The sequence below is a fragment of the Oceanobacillus damuensis genome (assembly GCF_001618145.1).
Classification (GTDB): domain Bacteria; phylum Bacillota; class Bacilli; order Bacillales; family Amphibacillaceae; genus Oceanobacillus; species Oceanobacillus damuensis.
In genome coordinates, this window is record NZ_LQNF01000029.1 from 38542 (window position 1) to 55963 (window position 17422).

The 17422-nt window shown below is 39.6% G+C and carries 23 protein-coding genes; all 23 read left to right on the forward strand.

The window, feature by feature from the left end; genetic code table 11:
- Positions 1–553 precede the first annotated feature (553 nt).
- The 23 genes from flgB to flhB all read left to right on the forward strand — a co-directional run bounded on the left by flgB (position 554) and on the right by flhB (position 17411).
- Positions 554–940 (forward strand): flagellar basal body rod protein FlgB, encoded by a 387-nt coding sequence (flgB, locus tag A4245_RS15065; RefSeq protein WP_067729369.1) that lies wholly within the window; start codon positions 554–556, stop codon positions 938–940.
- 2 nt (positions 941–942) lie between these two features.
- Positions 943–1392 (forward strand): flagellar basal body rod protein FlgC, encoded by a 450-nt coding sequence (flgC, locus tag A4245_RS15070; protein WP_067729371.1) that lies wholly within the window; start codon positions 943–945, stop codon positions 1390–1392.
- 19 nt (positions 1393–1411) lie between these two features.
- Positions 1412–1717 carry a flagellar hook-basal body complex protein FliE gene (gene fliE, locus A4245_RS15075; protein ID WP_067729373.1) on the forward strand — a complete coding sequence of 102 codons (306 nt, stop codon included), beginning with the start codon at positions 1412–1414 and terminating at the stop codon, positions 1715–1717.
- Positions 1718–1797: 80 nt separating this feature from the next.
- Complete coding sequence (gene fliF, locus A4245_RS15080; RefSeq protein ID WP_067729375.1) at positions 1798–3387, forward strand: flagellar basal-body MS-ring/collar protein FliF; 1590 nt, start codon at positions 1798–1800, stop codon at positions 3385–3387.
- Between the two features lie 12 nt (positions 3388–3399).
- The gene (gene fliG, locus A4245_RS15085) at positions 3400–4413 is read left to right on the forward strand and encodes a flagellar motor switch protein FliG (RefSeq protein WP_067729377.1); all 1014 of its coding nucleotides are present in this window, start codon (positions 3400–3402) and stop codon (positions 4411–4413) included.
- Positions 4406–5164: a flagellar assembly protein FliH gene (fliH, locus tag A4245_RS15090; protein ID WP_067729379.1), complete on the forward strand. Its 759-nt coding sequence runs from the start codon at positions 4406–4408 to the stop codon at positions 5162–5164. Before fliG ends, fliH begins: the two co-directional genes overlap by 8 nt.
- Positions 5161–6483, forward strand: coding sequence for a flagellar protein export ATPase FliI (gene fliI, locus A4245_RS15095; protein ID WP_067729381.1), 1323 nt, complete (start codon positions 5161–5163; stop codon positions 6481–6483). Before fliH ends, fliI begins: the two co-directional genes overlap by 4 nt.
- Complete coding sequence (gene fliJ / locus A4245_RS15100; RefSeq protein WP_067729383.1) at positions 6483–6929, forward strand: flagellar export protein FliJ; 447 nt, start codon at positions 6483–6485, stop codon at positions 6927–6929. Before fliI ends, fliJ begins: the two co-directional genes overlap by 1 nt.
- A 5-nt stretch (positions 6930–6934) precedes the next feature.
- Positions 6935–7531 (forward strand): MotE family protein, encoded by a 597-nt coding sequence (locus A4245_RS15105; RefSeq protein ID WP_067729385.1) that lies wholly within the window; start codon positions 6935–6937, stop codon positions 7529–7531.
- Between the two features lie 27 nt (positions 7532–7558).
- Positions 7559–8923, forward strand: a complete 1365-nt coding sequence (locus A4245_RS15110; RefSeq protein WP_067729387.1) for a flagellar hook-length control protein FliK — start codon at positions 7559–7561, stop codon at positions 8921–8923.
- Positions 8924–8932: 9 nt separating this feature from the next.
- On the forward strand, positions 8933–9370 hold the full coding sequence (flgD, locus tag A4245_RS15115) for a flagellar hook assembly protein FlgD (RefSeq protein WP_067729389.1): 438 nt from the start codon (positions 8933–8935) through the stop codon (positions 9368–9370).
- A gap of 49 nt (positions 9371–9419) precedes the next feature.
- Positions 9420–9791 (forward strand): TIGR02530 family flagellar biosynthesis protein, encoded by a 372-nt coding sequence (locus tag A4245_RS15120; RefSeq protein WP_067729391.1) that lies wholly within the window; start codon positions 9420–9422, stop codon positions 9789–9791.
- Between the two features lie 85 nt (positions 9792–9876).
- Entirely contained in the window at positions 9877–10671 is a 795-nt protein-coding gene (flgG, locus tag A4245_RS15125; protein WP_067729393.1) for a flagellar basal body rod protein FlgG, read from the forward strand.
- 56 nt (positions 10672–10727) lie between these two features.
- Positions 10728–10946 carry a flagellar FlbD family protein gene (locus A4245_RS15130; protein ID WP_067729395.1) on the forward strand — a complete coding sequence of 73 codons (219 nt, stop codon included), beginning with the start codon at positions 10728–10730 and terminating at the stop codon, positions 10944–10946.
- Positions 10939–11358, forward strand: a complete 420-nt coding sequence (gene fliL, locus A4245_RS15135) for a flagellar basal body-associated protein FliL (protein ID WP_067729397.1) — start codon at positions 10939–10941, stop codon at positions 11356–11358. Before A4245_RS15130 ends, fliL begins: the two co-directional genes overlap by 8 nt.
- A gap of 33 nt (positions 11359–11391) precedes the next feature.
- A complete protein-coding gene (fliM, locus tag A4245_RS15140; protein ID WP_067729399.1) occupies positions 11392–12387 on the forward strand; it encodes a flagellar motor switch protein FliM in 996 nt (331 codons plus the stop codon).
- Positions 12377–13537, forward strand: a complete 1161-nt coding sequence (gene fliY / locus A4245_RS15145; RefSeq protein ID WP_067729401.1) for a flagellar motor switch phosphatase FliY — start codon at positions 12377–12379, stop codon at positions 13535–13537. The genes fliM and fliY overlap by 11 nt, the downstream gene beginning before the upstream one ends.
- Positions 13538–13558: 21 nt before the next feature.
- Positions 13559–13921, forward strand: coding sequence for a response regulator (locus A4245_RS15150; protein ID WP_067729402.1), 363 nt, complete (start codon positions 13559–13561; stop codon positions 13919–13921).
- 16 nt (positions 13922–13937) lie between these two features.
- The gene (locus A4245_RS15155; RefSeq protein ID WP_084268831.1) at positions 13938–14591 is read left to right on the forward strand and encodes a flagellar biosynthetic protein FliO; all 654 of its coding nucleotides are present in this window, start codon (positions 13938–13940) and stop codon (positions 14589–14591) included.
- Entirely contained in the window at positions 14584–15249 is a 666-nt protein-coding gene (gene fliP, locus A4245_RS15160) for a flagellar type III secretion system pore protein FliP (protein ID WP_067729406.1), read from the forward strand. Before A4245_RS15155 ends, fliP begins: the two co-directional genes overlap by 8 nt.
- 28 nt (positions 15250–15277) lie before the next feature.
- On the forward strand, positions 15278–15547 hold the full coding sequence (gene fliQ, locus A4245_RS15165; RefSeq protein ID WP_067729408.1) for a flagellar biosynthesis protein FliQ: 270 nt from the start codon (positions 15278–15280) through the stop codon (positions 15545–15547).
- A gap of 3 nt (positions 15548–15550) precedes the next feature.
- On the forward strand, positions 15551–16330 hold the full coding sequence (gene fliR, locus A4245_RS15170) for a flagellar biosynthetic protein FliR (RefSeq protein WP_067729410.1): 780 nt from the start codon (positions 15551–15553) through the stop codon (positions 16328–16330).
- 1 nt (position 16331) lies between these two features.
- Positions 16332–17411, forward strand: a complete 1080-nt coding sequence (flhB, locus tag A4245_RS15175; RefSeq protein WP_067729412.1) for a flagellar biosynthesis protein FlhB — start codon at positions 16332–16334, stop codon at positions 17409–17411.
- Positions 17412–17422: the final 11 nt, after the last annotated feature.

A 17422-nucleotide genomic window follows, 5' to 3' on the forward strand; every position in this document is an offset into this window, starting at 1 on the left:
AGCTCTGGGAAATACACGGAGACTCCAACGGGAGGAAAGGCATAGGTGAGACACTGAAATGCGTTAGCATGAAGGGGCTCACCAGCCGCCCGTGGAAAGCGCAGTGTATTTCCCAGAGCGGTCGCCGAAGTATCTCGCTTCCATTATTCGTGCCAAAGTTCTAACACAAATAGAAGTTACGTCGCATTTTATATCTAATGCGAAAATTATAAGAAACAAAACATACCGAAAAGGGTCTTTAATTACCGGGTAATTTTTCCTAGTAGATAAGGAGGTGAGAAATGTTTACTATATCAAAAATAAATTTCAAGAAAGATATTTATTATTAAAAATGGAACTTATTTAGTCAAAATATAATTTACATGTTCTATTTTACAAAAAAAGGGAAAATAACACTTAAAAAAGACTAGTTAAATTTAACTATTTTGTTTTTGTTTGGTAGAAAATGTCGAAAAGTAATAGACTTTGCCAAATATATAAATTACAATATTCGTAGAAGAAACGAATTTTATGGCCGTTAAAATAAAAATTGTTTTTAAGGAGTTATAAAAAAATGAATTTATTCGGAGGAACAATTAATAAGCTGGAACAATCACTTGATTATGCAGCAGCAAAAAATAATGCAATATCAAATAATATATCCAATGCCGACACACCAGGCTATAAGGCACAGGAAGTTGTTTTCAAGAATGCTCTCGATCATGCATTATCATCGCCACTTGAAGCTAAACGTACCAATGCTAAACATCTCCCCTTCAATTCCAATTTGAACACGTCGTACCGAAATTCCGCTACTTCATATAACCATAATGGAAATAATGTCGATATCGATAAAGAAATGACGGAATTGGCGAAAAATCAGATCTACTATAATGGTTTAGTCGATCGTATCAACGGTAAATTTGGAAGCTTGCAGACAGTAATACGAGGAGGTAACTGATAATGTCTATTTTTAACTCAATCAATACTAGCGGGAGTGCTTTAACCGCTCAAAGACTTCGGATGGATGTTGTATCTTCAAATATTGCAAACGCCCAATCGACAAGGGCTGTTCTAAATGAAAACGGAGAATATGAACCTTATCGCAGAAAAATGGTTGTCATGCAATCAGCGGACAATCGTTTTAAATCAATGTTGCAAAACGCATCGAACTCAAACACTGCACAGGGTGTAAAAGTTGCTTCGATTGTAGAAGACGAACAGCCATTTAAGCTGGAATATAATCCGGACCATCCGGACGCGAATGAAGCTGGATATGTTGAAATGCCTAATGTCGATCCATTACAGGAAATGGTTGATTTAATGAGTTCCACCAGATCATATGAAGCGAATATAACTTCCTTAAATGCAAGCAAAAGTATGCTCATGAAAGCATTGGAAATAGGAAAATAGAAAATAAGGGGTATTGATGATGACTTTTCCGATAAATGATGTATCACAAGTATTGAATACTGCACAGCTTACCAATAGACCAACTGTTACACCGGCTGAAGCCCAGTCTTCATTTGCAGACTCATTAAAAGGGGCAATTGAAAATCTTAATAACATTCAAATGGAATCAGATAGCAAAACCGAAGCTCTGGCTAATGGGCAAATCGACGATCTTCATGATGTGATGATTACTGCCCAAAAGGCAAGCATTACACTGGAGACTACAGTGCAAGTACAGAAAAAAGTTATCGATGCCTATAACGAAATTATGCGAATGCAAGTTTAAACGATAAACATACACATCCAGAAGATTTCAGGAAATATCTATGCTTATCGGTAACTTATTGCACTTTGGTGGGGGAAAATATGAAGGAAAATCTTTTGAAATGGAAAGAGACGGCAACAGCTTATTGGACAAGTCGTTCAAAAAGTCAAAAAGGAATCTTTCTAGGGACAATTATAATTGTAGTATTATTGATCGCAGTTTTGTCAGTAATCAATACAAATAAACAATATGTACCATTATATAATAATTTATCGCTGCAGGAAGTCGGGCAAATCAAAGGAGAGCTGGACGCAAGAGGGGTTCCCTACGAACTGAATGATGGCGGTACAACAATAACTGTTCCAGAAGAACAAGTCGAAACGTTGCTTGTCGATCTGGCAGGGATGGGCTTACCGAATAGCGGGAATATAGACTATTCTTTTTTTAGTGAAAATACATCCTGGGGCATAACAGACAATGAGTTCAACATTATGAAACTCGATGCGATGCAGACCGAACTTGCGAATCTCATTCAAAGCATAGACGGAATTGAAGATGCACAAGTCATGATCAATATGCCTGAGGATCCCGTTTTTGTAAGTGAAACAATTGGGGAGGCCAGTGCATCTATCGTATTGAACACCCAACCGGGTTATCAATTCCAAGGTAATCAAGTGGATACACTTTACCATTTGGTTTCAAAAGCGGTACCCAATTTGTCTCCGGACAATATTGTTATTATGAATCAGTACTTTGAATATTTTGATCGTAATAGTCAAACAGCTTCTGGGGCTCAGGATGCCTATACTTATCAGCAAACCGTTAAGAAAGATATTGAACGGGATATCCAAAGAAGATTACAGCAAATGCTTGGAACGATGGTCGGTGCTGATAATGTACTCGTTTCAGTGACTGCCGATATTGATTTTACACAGGAAAACCGAACAGAGGAATTAGTAGAACCTGTTGATATTGAAAATATGGAAGGTCTGCCAGTCAGTTTAGAGACGATTCAGGAATCATACAGTGGAGACGCTGGCGGCGGTTTAGTGGGAACGGGTGAAGAAGATGTGACCAATTATCCCGCAGGAGCAACAGGTGAAGGAGATTATGAACTTGATAAAGAGACCATTAACTACGAATTTAACCGTATCCGAAAAGAAATCGTAGAGAGTCCTTACAAGGTACGTGATCTTGGGATACAGGTTGCCGTGGATAATGTGACGAACAGTGACGGTAACAACGTAGAGTTTTTGACACAACAGGAGCAGATCGCTGTTGAAGACGGTTTTTACTCTATCCTTGATTCCATTGTAGGTACTACAATTGATGCAGGTTATGGGGAAATAGATCCTGAAGAGAAGATTTCAATCGTCTTCCAGGAATTTACTGAAAGCCCAGCTATGATGGAGGTATCACCAGTTATCCCAGCATGGATGTACATTGCCGGTGCAGTATTACTTATCATTATTATTGTTCTGATTATCTTGTTAGTCCGAAACAGAAGCACGGAAGAGGAAATGCTGGAAGAGATGGAAACAGTTGCTGGACCTGTGTTGACGGAAGTTCCTGAGATACCTGAGGAAGAAGAGTCCGAATCAGTTCTCAGAAGAAAACAATTGGAAAAAATTGCGAAAGACAAACCAGAAGATTTTGCGAAACTATTGAGAAGCTGGATCGGAGAAGATTAGGAGGAGTTAAACATGGTAAGACAAAAAGCTGCATTAACCGGAAAACAAAAGGCTGCAATTCTTTTAATCTCCTTAGGTCCAGATGTTTCTGCACAAGTCTATAAGTATTTGTCGGAAGAAGAAATTGAGAAGTTAAGTCTGGAAATCTCTTCCGTTAAAAAAGTAGATTCCAGTTTAAAAGAAGATGTAATTGAACAATTCCACCAGATTGCTGTCGCACAGGATTTTATTACACAGGGCGGAATCGGTTATGCCAAGACGGTACTGGAAAAAGCTTTCGGGAGACAGGAAGCATCCAATATCATTAATCGGCTGACTTCTTCGTTGCAGGTGAAACCTTTTGATTTCGCCAGAAAAGCAGATCCGCAGCAAGTACTTAACTTTATACAGGGCGAACACCCACAAACAATTGCTTTGGTATTATCATACTTGGACCCTGAACAGGGCGGACAAATATTGTCTTCTCTTCCACAGGAAATGCAGGCGGATGTTGCCCGGAGAATTGCCACGATGGATTCGACTTCTCCGGAAATCATCAGCCAGGTCGAACAGGTGCTGGAAAGAAACATCTCTGCTTCCGCAACGGAAGACTATACACAAACCGGCGGTATTCAGGCAGTGGTAGAAGTGTTGAATGGGGTTGATCGGAGTACAGAACGAACGATACTCGATGCCCTCGAAATTCAGGATCCGGAATTGGCGGATGAGATTAAGAAACGGATGTTTGTCTTCGAGGATATTGTTATTCTCGATAACCGTGCAATCCAACGTGTTATCCGGGAAGTGGAAAATGAAGATCTTCGATTGTCGCTTAAAGTCGCCAGTGATGAAGTTAAAGATGTTGTCTTCCAGAATATGTCCCAGCGTATGGCTGAAACATTCAGGGAAGAAATGGAATATATGGGACCTGTCAGATTAAGGGATGTAGAGGAAGCTCAGACAAGAATTGTAGCAGCTATCCGAAGACTCGAAGAAATTGGCGAGATAGTCATTGCAAGAGGCGGGGGAGACGATATTATTGTCTGATTCAGAAAATATGCAATCAAATCAGAAATTGATAAAAATCAAACCAGTCGAACTATTGCGGAGGGTCCCGCCCGAGGAAACTGCAGATATTATGGATAAAGATAGAGAAGACATTGAGCAAAAAATAAATGATTTACAGCAGGAAGTTAGGGATCTAATCCGAAAAAAGAAAATCCTGATTGAAGAAACGAATCAAAAAATTACTGAAGAAAAACAGAAATGGGACACGGAGAAGCAGGAGTGGATTGAAAAGGCTAAGCAGGAAGGTTATACAGCCGGATTTCAACAAGGGCAAAATGATGGGCGAGCTGAATATGATGAAAAATTGAAACAGGCCAATCTCATTATTGAGTCAACCACTGCCGATTATCACGCTACCATTGAAAAAAGCGATGAAGCCATCCTGCAATTAGCCGTTCAGGTGGCAGGGAAAATCCTGAATCAAGAGATTTCCGAAGTCCCTTCCACCTTTATGGGAGTTGTCCATGGCGCCGTGAATGAAATAAAAGATCAGTCTGTCGTAACAATTAATCTCCATCCAACAAATTATGATTTAGTCATGCAGCACAAAGAAGAGCTCCGACGAAGTTTGGGAAATGACACGAAGCTGACCATTTACATTGATGATAATCTTGCTGAAAATGCCTGTTTAATTGAGCATCCATTTGGACAAATAGATGCAAGTATCGATACACAATTAATAAAAATCAGAGAAGCACTAGAGGATTATCTAATGGAGAAGAGGCCATGAATATAGAAAATTATTTTTCTGTAATTGAAAAAGCCGATACACACAAACGTTACGGTAAAGTTCTCCGTGTGGTCGGTCTGATGATTGAATCGGAGGGTCCGGCAACAAATATTGGTGAAGTGTGTTATATTCACGCATCATCAAATGACCGACCTCCCATTATATCTGAAGTAGTTGGTTTCAATAACGAGAAAATAATCCTGATGCCTTATGGAGAGGTTACAGAGATTGGCCCAGGCTGCTTAGTTGAATCAACTGGCAAGCCACTAAGTGTAAAAGTTGGGCGTGCTCTGATTGGCAATGTCGTCAACTCCCTGGGCAGACCATTAAATGATGAAGCTATCCTGCCAAAGGGGCTGACAAGTTATTTGACAGATCAGTCACCACCAAATCCAATGACCCGACCACCAATCAGAAAGCCGATTCAAGTAGGAGTAAAAGCAATTGATTCTTTACTAACAATGGGTGAAGGGCAACGGATTGGTATATTTGCCGGAAGTGGTGTAGGAAAAAGTACATTGCTAGGAATGATTGCCCGAAACAGTAGTGCAGATATCAATGTGATTGCACTGATTGGCGAACGTGGCCGTGAAGTCCGCGAATTTATTGAACACGACCTAGGTGAAGAGGGACTGAAAAAATCGATTGTAGTTGCTGCTACATCAGACCAGCCTGCTTTGATGCGAATAAAAGGTGCTTATACGGCGACTGCGATAAGTGAGTACTTTCGTGACCTTGGCTATAAGGTTAATCTCATGATGGATTCCGTAACCCGTGTAGCAATGGCCCAAAGGGAAATTGGACTGGCGATTGGTGAACCGCCGACAACGAAAGGGTATACTCCATCGGTATTTTCCATTCTGCCGAAATTACTGGAAAGAACCGGTACAAACGCAAATGGAACAATTACTGCTTTTTATACAGTACTGGTTGATGGGGACGATATGAACGAACCAATCGCCGATGCAGTACGCGGTATTCTGGATGGTCATTTTATTATGGATAGGAAACTGGCAGAGAGAGGTCAGTTTCCGGCAATAAATGTACAGAAGTCGATCAGCCGGGTAATGAATATGGTTGCTGATGGGGAACACAAAGAAATAGCACAGCAGATTCGGAGACTGATAGCAATTTATGAAGAGAATAGTGAACTGATAAGTATAGGTGCATATAAACGGGGAACCAACCAGGACATAGACCGGGCAATTTCATTTTATCCGAAGATACAGGATTTTTTAAAGCAGGATGTCTATGACTATAAGTCTCTTGAGGAAACTGTCCAATTGATGAAAAGCCTACTTAACGGAGGGGTTAATTAATGACAGCAACATTAGCATTAACAAAGATAATGGATATTCGTGAAAATGAAAAGAAAGTAGCTCAAAAAGCATATCACCAATCGATGGATTCTTTTGAAAAAATTGCAACAGAGCTGTACAGCTTATTAAGAAAAAAAGAAAATGCTGAAGTTTCCTATGACCATTACATTCTTTCAACAACTCCAATCGAGAAGATAAAAGAGCAGGCAGCATATATCGAAAAGTTGAACAGGCAGATCAATGAATTGCAAAAGCTCGTGCAAAAAGCAAGAAACGATATGGAAGCGAAGCAAGTAAAACTAACAGACGCACACGTAGAAGTGAAGAAGTTTGAAAAAATTATAGAGATTCGCAAGAATACAGAAGAAAAACATCGAAAAAGAGTGGAAAATAATGTTATGGATGAAATATCCATCAACCAATATTTAAACCACAAAAACAGGTGAAGCAAATGGAAGAGAATATCAAAGTTCAAAAGAAAAAAAAGAATCCAGTACGGCTGTTTTTGTTTGCGATTGTCATTCCACTCGTCATCATTGCTGTACTTGCAGTTGTAGTCATGGGCGTCTTCGGCTTTGATGTCATTGATTGGGCTAAAGAGAAGGGTGATAATATCCCCGTCGTTTCAGAGCTGGTAACAACAGAAGAAGAAAAAGCTGAAGCAATGGATGAACAACAAGTTCAGGCAGCACTCGACAGCAAAGATAATGAAATAATCCAATTAAATCGGACAATCACCGATTTGGAAGCTACCATTAATTCGATGGAACAGGAGATCCTAAAACTTGAAAACAACCTGCAATCCGCTGAGGCTGAAGAAGAGCCGACAGAAGAAAATACAGAGAAACAGGGAGTTGGGATTGTTACAGATTCCTATGAAGAAATGAAAAGCAAACAGGCAGCTTTAATACTTCAGAATATGGAAATGGAAACAGCAGTATTAATTTTACAGGAAATTTCCTATGAAGCTCGTGGCGACATACTTGAAGCGATGGATCCTGAAAATGCAGCTACATTTACCCAGCTTCTTATAGCAGACGAAAATTGAGGATGAAAATTGAAAGGAGGTGAGAAAGTGAACAACGTAGGAATGCTTTTTCAACAAATACAGCCTGCCCAAATTGTAAAGGGTAATTTAAAAACGAATAACGGCACTGCAACAAACAAATTTCAGCAGCTACTGGACAAAACCGGGGAGGAAGCACTTCTTGCAGCTGGAGAAAATGACGAATTAACGAGCGCTAAAGAAATTGAATTACCGTTCTTAAACGGAGAGGAACTATCTGAAGATATCTATGCCCTGCTAATGAGTGATATTTCAGACGCTTCTGCTTTACTGGAGGATATTTTAGACAAGGAAGGACAATCAGCGATGAGTTCTTTCATCGAACTTGGTTCCTCCCCTGAAGAGCTTGCAGAGGCGCTTAATCAAATCCTTACTTCCGTTCAGAATACTAAAAATGGTGAAATTCATTCTGATACAGCTGCAACTGCTGAGGAAATTCATGTGTTGCATCGAGTATTAGAGCGAATCCCATTACAAACGATGGACAGCATCCATGCAAAGGAAGCAGGAAATCAGGAATTACTGCAAAAACAGTATGCATCATTAATCTCTCAATCTAATGAATTGCTCTCCAAAGTGAAGACACAGGAAGACGTTTTGAAAGCTTCCCCAAAAATTTTGGAATTATTGCAGCAATGGCAGGATTTGAACAAAGGCACAATTAATAAGAATGCAGCTGTACAAACACTTGATCAGGCACAAGGCAGCAGAGAGTCAGTTGCATGGAAAAGCATTTTGGAAACCTTCCAAAAAAGGGAGCATTTTTCAGGGAAACAGTTATATAATACGGATTCAAAAGTTACGGTCAACGATGTATCGAAATGGGTCGGAAAAGCCTTGGAAGCAGATAAAATCAATAACGTTCCAGTCAGTCTGAATACATCATTGCCGCTAGCGAAACTAGAACAGTATGCTATCTATATAAATCAGTCACAAAACAATCAATCACCGGACCAGCAACTGATGGAGCAATTCCAAAAAATCATGAATTCCAGCAGGTTATCTACTTTACCAAATGGAAATAATCAGTTATCGATTACATTGCGACCTGACAATCTGGGTGAAATGATGGTGCGTTTTACACAGGTTAATGGTGAAATGACGGTGAAAATTCTTGTTACATCAGCAGCAGCCAAGGAGATGCTGGAATCCAACATTCATCAATTAAGGAATATGTTCTCTCCGCATCAGGTAGTGATTGAGAAACAGGATTTAACTGTCCAGTCAACGAGTGTACAAAAGGAAGAGGAAAGCAATCCATTGAAAGATCAGGCAGAACAGCAATCTGATCAATCGGACCGAAACGGTGAGCAAAATGATGATAACAGCTTTGAACTTCAATTTGAAGAAGTGTTAATGAATGAGAAAGTGTAGGTGGAGAAAATGACGACAATTGATCCTTCGTTATATTTAAGTAACCAGCCAAAGACAAGAGCACCAAGTACAGATCTCGGCAAAGATGAATTCCTGCAAATATTGATGACACAGTTACAAAATCAGGACCCAACAAGTCCGATGGATGACCGCGAGTTTATTTCACAAATGGCTACATTTTCATCGCTCGAGCAAATGATGAATATGTCAAAATCCATTGACACGCTGGTGCAAAGCCAATTGATGTCCCCTGTTATCCAGTATAGTCATATGATTGGGAAAGAAGTATCCTATCCAGCTACAGATCCGGATACAGGAAGAGAAACAGGAAGTAAATCCAGCAAGGTAATAGCTGTCAGCCAAAATGAAGGATGGGCCATTCTGGAAATGGAAAATGGCGAGAAAATTCATGCGGATGCAGTCACCCAGGTCACCGGTGAGAAATAAAATGACGGGAATCAAAACAATGTAACTGAATAAAAGGGAGTGAATTGAAATGGACCATCGAATTCATCAAGTCCCACAGCATGCATTACAATACCAATCCGTCCCGAAGCCCAGACAGAATGTCACATCGACTAATTTCAAGGATCTATTAGCTGAACAGCAGCCGTTAAAAATAAGTAAGCATGCTACCCAGCGGTTAACCGAAAGAAAAATTCATATCGATGAGCAGCAATGGCGGAAAATCGGAGAACAAATGCAGCAGGCAAAGGAAAAGGGTATTACCGATTCACTCGTTGTAATGAACAATGCGGCATTGCTGGTTAATGCTGAAAACCATACAGTAGTAACTGCAATGGGCCGGGAAGAAGCGACAAACAGAATCTTTACGAATATCAATGGTACGATTTTGATCAACGATTAGGCTGGACCCATATGGGAGGCCGCTACAAGCTGTTGACTGACAGATACAGCTATAAAAATTCAAACAACTAAAGGGGATAATAATTATGTTACGTTCAATGTATGCAGGGATTTCAGGTATGAAGAACTTTCAAACAAAACTAGATGTCATCGGGAATAATATTGCCAATGTAAATACTTCAGGCTATAAGAAAGCAACCGTAGCATTTCAGGATCTAATGAGTCAAACAACATCGGGAGCACAAGGAGCAACAGATACACGTGGGGGGATCAATGCCACTCAAGTAGGGCTGGGTTCAAAGCTTGGGACCATCAGTAATATCCACACACAAGGATTTCAGCAAACGACGAATAACCCACTCGACATGGCTATAGAGGGAGACGGAATGTTCGTATTACAGGAAACAGATGGAGCCACATACTATACTAGATCAGGTAATTTCTATCTGGATGATAACGGTGATATTGTTAATTCAGATGGTCTGTATTTGCAAGGCCTTGATGGCAATATTAGAATTCCGGTAGCAGCTCAAAGTTTTAGCATTCAAACAAATGGAACAGTAAATTATATTAATGCAGCTGGTGAAACAGAAACTGCTGGTCAAATTGGTCTTGCAGCATTCTCAAATCCAACAGGGTTGCAGAAATCTGGAAGTAACCTATATTTAGATTCACCTAATGCTGGACTGATAGCAGGACTTGTAACACCCGAAACAGATGGCGCAGCGTCAATCGTCAGTGGCTCTTTGGAAATGTCCAATGTTGATCTTGCAGAGGAATTCACGGAGATGATTACTTCTCAGCGTGGATTTCAGGCAAATACAAGGATTATAACGACATCGGATGAAATTCTTCAGGAACTGGTTAACTTAAAACGATAATAGATAATAGGGAGGTAGGGAGTATCTTCTTTTAAGAGGTACTCCCGCCATATAAAATGATTAATTTAAATAGGCTGAATGGTGAACCGTTTACGCTTAATGCAGTTTTAATTGAACAGGTACAGTCATTGCCGGATACTACCATTTCGTTAATAAATGGGAAAAAGATCGTGGTAAAAAATGAGGCTTCCGATGTTACTGGAATGATAACAGCGTATTATCGGTTAATCGGATTGCAGCGTGTACATAAGGAGGCAGGTGAAGGGGATGAGTAAGTCAGTGAAAACAATGATTACATCTTTAGTAATATTGTTGATAGGTGCAATTGCAGCTTTAGTTGTTGTCCTTAATGTTGCCGGGCAAAATAACGAAGGTGAAGCACAGAATATCGATGACATTGTGGAATATTCCTATGAATCACCTGAAGTTACAACAGACTTAGAGGATGGAACTTTTGTCAGAATTCAGTTTCAAATCGTTACAGATGGGAAAAAGGCAAAAGAAGAAATCGGTAAGCGTGACTTTCAGCTGAAAAACATCTTGATCAAAGAGCTGGCTACCAAGTCGGAAGAGGATTTCAAATCCGGTCTGGGCGAATTGGAGCAAGTAGTCATGACAAAGCTGAACGAATTAATGACTGAAGGGCAAATCACAGAAGTATATACAATAAACAAAATACTTCAATAGAATTAGCTCCTACGGGGGAGGTGAGTATGGTTAATGGATGAAGTTCTATCACAAAATGAAATAGATGCCCTGTTATCAGCAATAACTTCAGGAGAGATGGATGCTGAAGATTTAAAGAAGGAAGAACAGGAAAAGAGAGTCCGCGTCTACGATTTTAAACGTGCGTTAAGATTCTCTAAAGATCAAATAAGAAGTATATCAAGAATTCATGAGAATTATGCCAGAATGCTGACGACATTCTTCTCATCCCAATTAAGAAGCTACGTAAATATTTCCGTAACATCTGTTGATCAGGTACCATATGAGGAATTTATCCGTTCCATACCAGAGATGACAGTTCTGAATCTGTACAGTGTCGAACCACTGGAAGGCAACTTGATTATGGAGGTTAACCCAAATGTTGCATATGCCTTGCTTGATCGAATTTTAGGTGGTAAAGGAAATACGATAGACAAGAATGACAGTTTGACAGAGATTGAACAATTGCTTTTAAGCCAAATATTTGAAAAAGCGGTCAGTACGATGAAGGAAGCTTGGAGTTCGGTTGCGGAAATTGACCCTGTCCTCGAGGAATTTGAGGAAAATCCTCAATTCTTACAGATGGTTGCACCTAATGAGACAGTTGTAGTCGTCTCATTAACAACAGCTATCGGCGAAACTACGGGGATGATCAATATTTGTATTCCGCATATTATTTTGGAACCAATTATACCGAAGCTCTCCGCACATTATTGGATGCAATCAACAAAGAAAAGCAGAGATAAAAATGCATTTACGAAAATGTCAAAAAATCTTAAACTGGCTGAAGTAGAACTGAAAACAATTCTTGGAGAAACAACAATCTCAATCAACGATTTCCTGAAATTCAATAAAGACGATGTGATAGCATTGGATCAGCAAATTGATATGCCGCTTAAACTGGAGGTAAACAATGAACCAAAATTTTATGTGCAGCCCGGTAAGTTCAAAAATAAGATGTCTGTGCAAATTTTAGAAGAAATAAATGGGGTGAATGAAGATGATGAATGATGGAATGCTTTCACAGGATGAAATAGATGCTCTATTGAATATATCCGATGATAAAGAAACAACAAATAAATCTGAGCAAAACTATCTTTCCGGTGTGGAAATTGATGCATTAGGAGAAATAGGGAACATTTCCTTTGGAAGTTCTGCAACTACTCTATCGACACTGCTAAACCAGAAGGTCGAAATTACCACTCCTACCGTTGATGTAATTGAAAAAGAGAAGCTTGGCGATGAGTTTACATTTGAACCGGTCAGTGTTCAAGTAAATTACATAGAAGGTTTCACTGGAAAAAATGTATTTGTAATTAAGGCAAGTGACGCAGCGATCATTGCCGATATTATGCTTGGAGGAGACGGAACCAACCCGGACATGGATCTAAAAGACATTCATGTCAGTGCTGTTCAGGAAACCATGAATCAAATGATGGGAGCTGCAGCCACGAGTATGTCAACTGTCTTTAATACACGTGTTGACATTTCACCACCTTCCATCATTGATGGAGAAGTGAGCGGCGGCAATGAAGCTATTTTCGACGAGGATATTTATGTAAAAGTATTCTTTAAGCTGACTGTAGGGGATTTGATAGATTCCAACATGATGCAGCTCATCCCGTTGCAATTTGCAAAGCAATTAGTGGACAGGCTCCTTAACCAATCTGATGGAGAAGAAGCTGCAGCGACTTTGGAGCTGGAGGAACCTGCAGCAAGTTCGGACCAGGAAGATATGATGCAGAAACCGAAATCCTATCAGAAAGAGACAAATGAATTTAATACGAAACAGGAATCTGCCCAGCCTCAATTTATAGGTAATGGAAATATTTCTAAGCAGGCACCGGTTCAACAAGCGACATTCTCTAATTTTGAAAAGGTTGATCTGAGTAATAATGAGCATAGAAACCTGGACATGCTGCTTGATATTCCCTTAAAAGTGACAGTTGAGCTCGGCCGTACGAAAAAGTCGATTAAAGACATATTGGATCTGGCACACGGATCGATAATTGAACTGGATAAGCTTGCAGGTGAGCCTGTCGATATATTGGTAAATGAAAAACTCGTTGCTGAAGGTGAAGTAGTTGTAATTGAAGAAAACTTTGGTGTACGAATCACAGATATTATAAGTCAATCCGACCGGATCATGAAACTAAAATAATAGATTATTGGGGGAAGAAGAATGGCACATCGAATTTTGATTGTAGATGACGCTGCATTTATGCGGATGATGATTAAGGATATTCTGACTAAAAATGGATTTGAAGTTGTTGGAGAAGCTCCCGATGGGGCACAGGCGATTGAAAAGTATAACGAACTGACGCCTGATTTGGTGACAATGGATATTACGATGCCGGAGATGGATGGCATTACAGCATTAAAAGAAATAAAAAAATCAAATCCGGATGCAAAAATTATTATGTGTTCTGCGATGGGCCAGCAGGCGATGGTTATCGATGCCATCCAGGCAGGTGCTAAAGACTTTATTGTAAAACCATTTCAGGGAGACAGAGTAATCGAGGCAATTCAGAAAGCTTTAAGTTAAGAAACGAGTGAGTATGTTGAAGAAGACATTCCTATGCATTTTATGTTTAAGCATCATTGCCTTCTCTGTGATTTTCTCCGGAGAAGCAATTGCAGCAACAACCCCAAATGTTACTGATTGCCTGGAAGGACAGGTAGACTGCAGTGAACCTGCTGACACCGTCAATCCAGAGGAAGAGAATGATAATGATTTACTGACAGAAACAGAAAGTACCGGTTCATTGGCATTTGAATTGGTAAAAGTGTTTTTTGCACTAGTTCTCATACTTGCCCTAATCTATATTCTGATCAAGTTTCTGAACAAACGAACGAAGCTTTCGAACCATGTCAAGGCTTTAGAGAATGTAGGAGGCATATCGGTAGGGCAAAATAAGTCCATCCAAATTGTGCGTATCGGTACACATCTTTATATAGTCGGTGTCGGCGAAAATGTGCAAATGCTTCAGGAGATTACGGATGAACAAGTAAAAGAAGATATTTTGCTGAGTAAAGAGGGAACATCCGATGATTTTCCGGGGGGGACTTTATTGTCGTCTCTCATCCAAAAAAAACAGGGAAATCAGGATTCATCGGACAGCAATTTTAAAGCAATGTTTTCGAAAGAGCTGGAAAACTTAAAGCAAAACAGAAACAAAATGATCAACAAAAACAAGGAAGATACCCATGAATGAATTTATAGATATGTTTTCCGGTACAGATCCGACCAATATATCAACGTCTGTCCAATTATTATTGTTGCTTACCATTTTTTCATTGGCTCCAGGAATTTTAATTCTAATGACGAGCTTCACCCGAATTATCATTGTGCTGTCTTTTGTCAGAACTTCACTGGCCACACAGCAAATGCCGCCAAACCAGGTATTAGTCGGGCTTGCAATGTTTTTGACGTTTTTCATTATGGCACCTACGTTCACCGAAGTATATGAACAGGGATTGCAGCCTCTTTTCGATGAAGAGATAACACTCGATGAGGCTTATGAAAATGCCAGTGCACCATTAAAGGATTTTATGGCGAGACATACGAGGCAAAAAGATCTGGCACTCTTCATGAATTACACACAGGCAGAAACACCGGAAACAGTCCAGGATATTCCGCTGACAACGCTCGTACCTGCATTTGCAATCAGCGAGCTGAAGACAGCATTTCAGATGGGTTTCATGATATTTATTCCGTTCTTAATTATCGATATGGCTGTTGCGAGTGTATTAATGTCGATGGGTATGATGATGTTGCCTCCTGTTATGATTTCCCTGCCATTCAAGATTCTGCTGTTTGTATTGGTGGATGGATGGTACTTGATTACACAATCATTACTCGGTGGTTTTTAGATGTTTTTAGTGAAAGGGGCTTGTTTAATTGAGCAATGAATTCGTATTAACATTAGCTGAACAAGGAATCTACACGATCTTGCTTGTTACAGGACCATTGCTTATATTGGCACTTGCCGTTGGTCTTTTGGTAAGTATTTTTCAGGCTACGACGCAAATTCAGGAACAAACGCTAGCTTTCGTTCCAAAAATAGTGGCTGTATTGGTAGGCCTCATTTTCTTCGGCCCTTGGATGCTGACGACAATGGTGGAATTTACAGCGAATATATTACAAAATATAAATCAGTTTGTAGGGTAAAACATGCTTGAATTAATTAATATTAATAGTCTTCCAGTTTTTTTGCTGATTCTGGTCCGTGTATTGGCGTTTTTTGTCACAATGCCACTATTTTCGTATAGGACTGTACCATTTCAGTTTAAAATCGGTTTTAGTTTCTTTTTGGCGATGATTATGTTTTATACAGTTGATACAAGCACCTTCGCTATAGATGAGATGTACATTTTCCTGCTAGTCAAGGAAGCTCTTGTGGGCCTGCTTATCGGTCTGATTGCATTTATAATTGTTTCAGGGCTTCAAATTGCTGGTGGATTTATAGATTTCCAGATGGGATTTGCAATTGCAAATGTGATGGATCCTCAAACTGGAGCGCAAAGTCCATTAACAGGCCAATATCTGTACATTATTGCCCTGTTATTTCTATTATCGGTTGATGGTCATCATTTGATAATAGATGGAATATTCAATAGTTATCATTTTATACCTCTTGATACGTTTATCCCTTTTGGAAATAGCTCTATTGCTGATTTTGTCATCACAACATTCAATATGATGTTTTTAATAGCATTTCAGATTGCCATCCCGATTGTAGGCTGTTTGTTTTTGGTGGATGTCGCTCTCGGAATTATCGCAAGGACTGTTCCGCAGATGAATGTATTTGTTGTAGGGTTACCGTTGAAGATATTTGTCAGTTTTGCTGCAATTCTCGTTTTTCTCCCTTTATATATTACACTTGTGAGAAGTCTGTTCCACTCAATGTTTGAAGCAATGCGAGTTCTCATGCAGCTTTTTGGGGGTGCTTAATTTGCGATTGAAACTGGATTTACAATTTTTTGCTGGTGAAAAAACTGAAAAAGCCACACCAAAGAAGCGTCAGGATGAACGAAAAAAAGGGAAAGTTGCTAAGAGTCAGGACATTAATACAGCGTTACTGCTATTATTTTGTTTTATTGCGTTATTTGTCTTTGGTGGATATATGCTGGGAAAAATGATTGGCGTTTATCAGCATTCCTTTACGGAACTGATTAATTGGGAATTGACAGAGATATCCGTGCATCGGATTTTTACAAGTATGACATTGGAAACTGCTATGATGCTTGCCCCGATTATGGCTATCGCAATGATTGGAGGAGTAACCTCCAATTTAATGCAAATAGGTTTTCTGTTTACGACAAAGCCATTGAAACTAGACTTAAAGAAGATTGACCCTATACAGGGGGCAAAAAGAATTTTTTCCATTCGTGCGCTTGTGGAACTTCTTAAATCATTATTTAAGATTGTCCTCATAGGTGCAATTACTTTTACGATCATCTGGTTATACAAAGATGACATGTTGATGATGTCCTTTACAAATGCGGAAAATGCACTTGCATTTTTTGGCAGGGTGACTTTTATTATGGGGATTTCATCCATCATCGCTTTATTGTTTCTTTCTGTTTTCGATTATACATATCAGCGCTATGACTTTGAAAAGAATATGCGCATGTCAAAGCAGGATATAAAGGATGAATACAAAAATGTTGAAGGTGACCCCCTCATTAAATCCAAAATCAAGGAAAAGCAAAGGCAGATGGCAACCAGAAGAATGATGAGTGAAGTACCGAATGCCGATGTCATTATCACGAATCCCACCCATTATGCTATTGCCATTAAATATGATGAAGAGAAAGCAAGTGCACCATATGTTCTAGCGAAAGGGACGGACAAAACAGCATTGAAAATTAAAGAGATTGCCAAGGCAAATAAGGTTGTAACCGTGGAGAACAAACCGCTTGCCAGAGGGCTTTACAGTGCAGCGGATATTGGCGATGTAATTCCGGAAGAATTTTTTAAGGCAGTCGCCGAAGTTTTGGCATATGTATATCGACTAGAGAAAAAAGTTTGAGCAATGAGGAG

Coding starts and splice junctions, on each gene's coding strand:
- fliJ (WP_067729383.1), top strand. CDS start 6,483: ATGACAGCAACATTAGCATTAACAAAGATAATGGATATTCGTGAAAAT.
- fliL (WP_067729397.1), top strand. CDS start 10,939: ATGAGTAAGTCAGTGAAAACAATGATTACATCTTTAGTAATATTGTTG.
- flgG (WP_067729393.1), top strand. CDS start 9,877: ATGTTACGTTCAATGTATGCAGGGATTTCAGGTATGAAGAACTTTCAA.
- fliM (WP_067729399.1), top strand. CDS start 11,392: ATGGATGAAGTTCTATCACAAAATGAAATAGATGCCCTGTTATCAGCA.
- fliE (WP_067729373.1), top strand. CDS start 1,412: ATGACTTTTCCGATAAATGATGTATCACAAGTATTGAATACTGCACAG.
- A4245_RS15105 (WP_067729385.1), top strand. CDS start 6,935: ATGGAAGAGAATATCAAAGTTCAAAAGAAAAAAAAGAATCCAGTACGG.
- flgB (WP_067729369.1), top strand. CDS start 554: ATGAATTTATTCGGAGGAACAATTAATAAGCTGGAACAATCACTTGAT.
- fliF (WP_067729375.1), top strand. CDS start 1,798: ATGAAGGAAAATCTTTTGAAATGGAAAGAGACGGCAACAGCTTATTGG.
- A4245_RS15130 (WP_067729395.1), top strand. CDS start 10,728: ATGATTAATTTAAATAGGCTGAATGGTGAACCGTTTACGCTTAATGCA.
- fliP (WP_067729406.1), top strand. CDS start 14,584: ATGAATGAATTTATAGATATGTTTTCCGGTACAGATCCGACCAATATA.
- fliY (WP_067729401.1), top strand. CDS start 12,377: ATGATGAATGATGGAATGCTTTCACAGGATGAAATAGATGCTCTATTG.
- fliG (WP_067729377.1), top strand. CDS start 3,400: ATGGTAAGACAAAAAGCTGCATTAACCGGAAAACAAAAGGCTGCAATT.
- flgD (WP_067729389.1), top strand. CDS start 8,933: ATGACGACAATTGATCCTTCGTTATATTTAAGTAACCAGCCAAAGACA.
- fliR (WP_067729410.1), top strand. CDS start 15,551: ATGCTTGAATTAATTAATATTAATAGTCTTCCAGTTTTTTTGCTGATT.
- flgC (WP_067729371.1), top strand. CDS start 943: ATGTCTATTTTTAACTCAATCAATACTAGCGGGAGTGCTTTAACCGCT.
- A4245_RS15150 (WP_067729402.1), top strand. CDS start 13,559: ATGGCACATCGAATTTTGATTGTAGATGACGCTGCATTTATGCGGATG.
- fliI (WP_067729381.1), top strand. CDS start 5,161: ATGAATATAGAAAATTATTTTTCTGTAATTGAAAAAGCCGATACACAC.
- A4245_RS15120 (WP_067729391.1), top strand. CDS start 9,420: ATGGACCATCGAATTCATCAAGTCCCACAGCATGCATTACAATACCAA.